General features: G+C 52.7%; 7 protein-coding genes. All 7 read right to left on the minus strand.

Annotated features, from left to right (window positions below; genetic code table 11):
• Positions 1 to 489: phage tail protein I (locus Xentx_RS16545; protein WP_074021575.1), on the minus strand; the 489-nt coding region annotated here is incomplete at its 3' end.
• On the minus strand, positions 482 to 1,390 hold the full coding sequence (locus tag Xentx_RS16550) for a baseplate assembly protein (RefSeq protein WP_074021577.1): 909 nt from the start codon (positions 1,388 to 1,390) through the stop codon (positions 482 to 484). The genes Xentx_RS16550 and Xentx_RS16545, both read right to left, overlap by 8 nt.
• A gap of 4 nt (positions 1,391 to 1,394) precedes the next feature.
• Positions 1,395 to 1,736, minus strand: coding sequence for a GPW/gp25 family protein (locus Xentx_RS16555; protein ID WP_074021578.1), 342 nt, complete (start codon positions 1,734 to 1,736; stop codon positions 1,395 to 1,397).
• Positions 1,736 to 2,368: a phage baseplate assembly protein V gene (locus Xentx_RS16560; RefSeq protein ID WP_074021580.1), complete on the minus strand. Its 633-nt coding sequence runs from the start codon at positions 2,366 to 2,368 to the stop codon at positions 1,736 to 1,738. The genes Xentx_RS16555 and Xentx_RS16560 overlap by 1 nt, the downstream gene beginning before the upstream one ends.
• Entirely contained in the window at positions 2,365 to 3,000 is a 636-nt protein-coding gene (locus Xentx_RS16565; protein ID WP_074021581.1) for a phage virion morphogenesis protein, read from the minus strand. Before Xentx_RS16565 ends, Xentx_RS16560 begins: the two co-directional genes overlap by 4 nt.
• The gene (locus Xentx_RS16570) at positions 2,997 to 3,452 is read right to left on the minus strand and encodes a phage tail protein (RefSeq protein ID WP_074021583.1); all 456 of its coding nucleotides are present in this window, start codon (positions 3,450 to 3,452) and stop codon (positions 2,997 to 2,999) included. The genes Xentx_RS16565 and Xentx_RS16570 overlap by 4 nt, the downstream gene beginning before the upstream one ends.
• 3 nt (positions 3,453 to 3,455) lie before the next feature.
• A partial coding sequence (locus Xentx_RS16575) for a lysis protein (protein ID WP_339373698.1) occupies positions 3,456 to 3,966 on the minus strand: 511 nt, incomplete at its 5' end.

Raw genomic sequence — 3,966 nt, forward strand, 5'->3', positions numbered from 1 at the left:
GGTCACGGCACAATACGCTGTACCACCTGTCTCTAATTGAATAGACATCCCAACCAGATGACGTGACGCAGGTTTGGCATCAAAAATCAGGCGTTCCAGTTCCTGATAGGTTTCCGCCGTAATCCCCGTGTCCAGCACCCCGATATCGAGCCGAAAGGTGCCGGGTGTCTCGTTAGTCTGCCACCATTCAATCACACGGATCAGGTAGCCGAATGGCTCTACCACACGCCGGATTGCACCAATAGTGCCCTTGTGCTTATGAACAAACATCGCCACTCGGATTGATTCACGTTTAGCATGCTCCGGCCAGTCCATATCCCAGCGGTCAACCGACCACGCCCACGCCAGATAGGGCAATAATTTCACTGGACAACGATCTGGGTGCCACAGGTCACGGAGGGGAACGGGGACAGCAGCCAGACTGGACAGTGCCTCTGCTGCGGCCACTTCCAATGGTGACGAGCCGACCGGTAGTAGGCGGTTACTCATCAGAACCCCCGATAATGACCTGTGCGTTGGTGCAGTGACTGGCCTGGGTTTTATCCAATACGATATCTTTCACGGGTTTTTTTAGTTCGACCCGCTGGACACCGGGCGCATGGAGCGTGGCAAAAATGGCGCTGCGTACGATATCACGGCCTATTCGGTGCTGCTCGGCGGTATAACGTGCTAACCGTGCCTGTATATCTGTCAATATTGGTTCATATTCCGGTGTGGGGTAGAGGTATAACACGGCGTCAATCTCATAATCGACAATCTTAGCGGACTGTACGATCAGTCGGTCAGCGACGGGGCGCACGTCCTCATCATTCAGGGCGCGACTGACGGTCGCGATCAGTGCCTCACTGGCCGCCCCGTTTCCCTCACGGGACAAAATACTGACGGTCACATGCGCTGGCGCTGGGCTGATGACGGAGGCATCCGCGACCCGACCGTCAGCACTGCGGGCATGGTATTCATAGGCACCAACGGGGCCTGCAACACTCAGACCCTCAAACGCCTGCGGAATGCGTACGCGATAGTCGCTGTCAGACTCTAGCACGGCAGGCACTGGCGGCACGGTATTATTGTCGGCTGTCTGTAATATCAACCGACTGACATTGTTGTTTGCGCCCAATTGATCTAAATCATTGCCCCGGGCATACGCCACCATCGCTGCGCGAGCGGCCTCATTGATACGCTGGCGTAACAATAATTCCCGGTAGGCGTTTTCCTGTAATAGTTTGGTGATGGGTTCCGACTCCAGCGCCAGTGTGCGAGCGATCGCCTCGCGCTGTTCCGGTGGGTACAGGGCAATCAGTGCCAATTTACGTTCGGCAAACAGCGTTTCAAAATCCAGCGGTTCAACCACATCGGGCGGCGGTAATTGGCTTAAATCAATCGTTGGCATCGTTTCACCTCACCGGAATGGACAGGGATAAAGCGGTATCGTTCTGCACATTAATACCACTGATCTCAATGGTCAGCGCGCCCTGTTCAGAACGCAGATAATTAATGGTTTCCAACCGGATACGCGGTTCCCAATGCAACAGAGACATATAACACGCACTCATGATCCTGAGACGCAACGCCGGATTTTGCGGCTGGTCAATCAGGTTGGGCAGGAGCGAGCCATATTCACGGCGCATCACTCGTGAGCCGATAGGCGTCATTAAAATATCGGTGATACTCTGGCGAATATGGTCACTGTCTGACAACGTGCGACCATTGTTGCTATTCATCCCCATAAATTTCATTACACTGGCCCCCCAGACGTTCCATCACCCGACCGTACCCCGTTATGCCGATGGGAATCGACAACAGTACCGTTAGAACTCAACTGACCACCGGTATGAGTGATATTGCCACGCATGGTGCCCCCTTGCCGGATCTCCAGACTGCCTGTCGTCAGATGGTTAGTGCAGGTGACTGTTGGCGCATCCAGGGTGATTTGTTGGCTGGCCGTACAGGTGATCGCGGGGGCAGTAACATGCACAGAGACTGAGGCCGTCACCGTAGCAGTTTTAATGCCTGTGACTGCCAACGCGCCGGATTGTGGTTCGTATTCCATCACTGCCCCGTCAGGGAATGCAATGTGCATCGCCTCAGCAGAGGCCGACGGCGCAACATGGGCGGCAGAGTAGAGCGACCCTACTACAAATGCGGTCGTCAGTTCACCGCCAATTGCCAACACCAATACCTGTTCACCGACGCTGGGCGCCCACCAGGTACGGGCAGTACCGGCGCGTTGGGTTGTCCAGCGTAACCAGTCTGTTTGCAGGCCACTGACGTGTACACGGCAACGCTGGGTGTGCAGATCAACTGCCGACACAGTGCCAACACGCACCACATTCATTAACAATCGGTAAAATTCTGCCTGTGTCATCATACCCCCACCAAATCGTGATAAATCAGTTCAATCAGTTTCAATTTTTCGTGCTCGCCCAGACCCAGCAATTCGCGTCTCGGGTATTTTGTCCGTGCCAACGCATTGATACTGCCAGTTAATCCATACTGGTGTTGTCGGGCAATAGCGGCTGCCCTGCCCTGAAACCCCACAACCGCCGAATCTGCCGATGTGCGCATCCGCAAAAACCGGGCCGTTCTCAGGCGCTGGAACATCGGATCACGTCGCGTTGTAGTCTGACGGGTCTCACTGCGGTCAATCTCCAGATAGCGATCAATATCACTGCGATAGAACGACCGTACCGCCAGAAGATCTTCATCAAATCCAGTTATCATGCGTCCCCGACGGCCACGGGTTGCCCGCCAGTTTTTTAGGTGACGGACACTGCCCTGATAGATAAAACGAATACCCCGTTGAGAGCGCAGGATGCGGCGACGGCGCGGTTCATAACTGGAACCATCCACATTTTTCTGGCTGCGAATACGCCGCTGCTGGTCAGTACGGATAGCCGTTGCCAACTGACGCGCTAGCCGACCGCGATAGCCGGGTGATGTTGTAGACAACAAACGCTGTAATTCATTTTCCAGTGACAACAACAGATTATCCTGACTCATGCTGTCCCCATTTTATCGACCAATACATCCCATACCCGCAATGACAATGCATCAGGCGATGGCTCATCAAGATGTACCGGTGTCAGTCTGCCGTTTTCCCTATTGACAATTACGCGCTCGGACGCTGGCAGTGTGAATAGAATGTCAGCGGTATCGTTATTGAGCAAATCGACCTCAAAACGAAAACCGTCTTTGCGGTGCTCTGGATTGAACAATAAATCCGGCTGATGCAATCGTGCCCAGGCCAATATAGGAATACTGAGATTATCGAGCGGGTGCGGATAATCCAACGCCAACACTTCCAACTGATATTGGTAAAGAAAAGAGGCTGAATGTGTTCCCGTGGCAATCAGATTCCCCTTTGTGATAAACACTTCCAGCCGATCCGGATTCTGGCTGAAAAATGGCTCATGTTTAACAATCATTTCACGCAATAGATTAGGCTTTATCATGGTTCACCTGCACTGTGTCTGAATGAATTCCTGCAACCCCAAAATCATTTGCTCTGACTCCGCGATCCGTTCTCTGAGTAGCCAATAATTTCGGATAGCGGTGTTTGTAGGTCGGGCGGTGCCTGCATCATCCACGCGGGCGGGGGTAATGGTGCTAGGCACAGGGCATTTGGCTTTGATGTACACCCGCTCAGGATGAGCAAGAGAAGCAGTATGCAGCCTGTCGATTTCAGCGTTTGCATTGGCTAACCTCTGTGTGTGTTTAGCATCCAATTCATGCAATGCGTTAATGGTGGCTTGTTGTTTGGCGTTAATGGTGGCTTGTTCTGATAGCTGGGTGGTCAGTGATTCATTCTCACCCGTCAGCCGCACGTTCTCTGCATATACCGAATATAGGGAATATACGGCTGAACCCATCAGCGCGATAACTACAATCACAGCGCCAAATTTTAATTGCCATTTCATGACTGTCTGCCAACAAATTGATTGTATTTCTTGCCTAAAAGACAGAATC

It is taken from the genome of Xenorhabdus thuongxuanensis, assembly GCF_001908095.1.
GTDB lineage: Bacteria > Pseudomonadota > Gammaproteobacteria > Enterobacterales > Enterobacteriaceae > Xenorhabdus > Xenorhabdus thuongxuanensis.

What these genes read in the sequence shown, in the direction of transcription:
- Xentx_RS16565 (WP_074021581.1), bottom strand. Translation starts at nt 3,000, where the DNA reads ATGAGTCAGGATAATCTGTTGTTGTCACTGGAAAATGAATTACAGCGT.
- Xentx_RS16570 (WP_074021583.1), bottom strand. Translation starts at nt 3,452, where the DNA reads ATGATAAAGCCTAATCTATTGCGTGAAATGATTGTTAAACATGAGCCA.
- Xentx_RS16560 (WP_074021580.1), bottom strand. Translation starts at nt 2,368, where the DNA reads ATGATGACACAGGCAGAATTTTACCGATTGTTAATGAATGTGGTGCGT.
- Xentx_RS16550 (WP_074021577.1), bottom strand. Translation starts at nt 1,390, where the DNA reads ATGCCAACGATTGATTTAAGCCAATTACCGCCGCCCGATGTGGTTGAA.
- Xentx_RS16555 (WP_074021578.1), bottom strand. Translation starts at nt 1,736, where the DNA reads ATGAAATTTATGGGGATGAATAGCAACAATGGTCGCACGTTGTCAGAC.